The sequence below is a fragment of the Mesorhizobium sp. M7A.F.Ca.US.005.03.2.1 genome (genome assembly GCF_003997795.1).
Lineage (GTDB): Bacteria > Pseudomonadota > Alphaproteobacteria > Rhizobiales > Rhizobiaceae > Mesorhizobium > Mesorhizobium ciceri.
In genome coordinates, this window is record NZ_RZRP01001250.1 from 1 (window position 1) to 1270 (window position 1270).

Consider the following 1270-nt stretch of genomic DNA (forward strand, 5'->3'; position numbering starts at 1 on the left):
GACCTATCCGCTCTATTTGCTGCACCAGGACATCGGCTATCTCGTCATCAATGCGGCAACGCCCCTTATCGGCAAATGGTTTGCCGCCTTTGGCTGCGGCGCACTTATGCTTTTCGTTTCGTGGGCAATCTGGCGCGCCTGCGAACGACCCGCACAGCGGTTGCTGAGGATTTGGCTCGGCCGCGCGGTCGATGCTGGCCTGGCACGGTTTCGTCGCGTCTCAGCCGGAGCGCAGCCCGCCGAATGAAAAAGGGCGCCTCGCGGCGCCCTCCTCATTTCGATCTCTTGCGCTGCTTACTGCGGCAGCTTGTCGTCGACACCCTTCACATAAAAATTCATGCCGAGCAGCGTGCCGTCATCGGCGACTTCGCCATCCTTCAGCCACGGCGTGCCGTCTTGCTTGGCGATCGGCCCGGTGAAGGGGTTCCAGCCGCCGGCGATCTTCTTCTCGGTGGCCTCCGCCATCGCCTTCACGTCGTCGGGCATGTTGGTGTAGGGGGCGAGCTTGACCGCGCCGTCCTTGATGCCAAGCCAGACATTGTCCGGCTTCCAGGTGCCGTCGAGGGCTGCCTGGACCCGGCTGATGTAATAGGGACCCCATTCGTCGGTAAGCGAGGTCAGCTGCGCGTTCGGCGCGAACTTGATCATGTCGGAGGACTGGCCGAAGCCGTGCAGCTTGCGCTCCTCGGCCACCTGCAGGGCAGCGGTCGAATCGGTGTGCTGGACGATAATGTCGGCACCCTGGTCGAACAGCGCCTTGGCGGCGTCGGCTTCCTTGCCCGGATCGAACCAGGAATTCACCCAGACGATCTTGGCCTTGAAGTTCGGGTTGATCGACTGCGCGCCGAGCATGAAGGAGTTGATGCCCATCACCACTTCCGGGATCGGGAAGGAAACGATGTAGCCGGCAACGCCTGCCTTCGATTCCTTGGCGGCGATCTGGCCGAGCACATAACGGCCTTCATAGAAACGCGCATTGTAGATGCCGAGATTGTCAGATGTCTTGTAGCCGGTGGCGTGCTCGAACATCACCTTCGGGAATTTCTTGGCGACCTTCACTTCCGGGTCCATGAAGCCGAAGGAGGTGCCGAAAATGATCTTGCAGCCTTCGCGTGCCAGGCGCTCGAAAGCGCGGTCGGCGTCGGGGCCTTCCGAGACGTTTTCAAGATAGGCGGTTTCGACCTTGTCGCCGAGCGCCTTCTCCACTTCGAGACGGCCCTGGTCGTGCTGGTAGGAATAGCCAAAATCGCCGATCGGGCCGGTGTAGACC

General features: G+C 61.3%; 1 protein-coding gene and 1 pseudogene. One reads left to right on the top strand and one right to left on the bottom strand.

All coding sequences use genetic code 11. The features are described 5' to 3' along the window. Positions 1 to 247: pseudogene (locus EN991_RS36735) on the top strand (acyltransferase); the annotation flags it as partial. Positions 248 to 294: 47 nt separating this feature from the next. Here the strand turns inward: EN991_RS36735 and EN991_RS36740 are convergent. After that, on the bottom strand, positions 295 to 1270 hold a 976-nt coding region (locus EN991_RS36740; protein ID WP_164769687.1), incomplete at its 5' end, for a BMP family ABC transporter substrate-binding protein.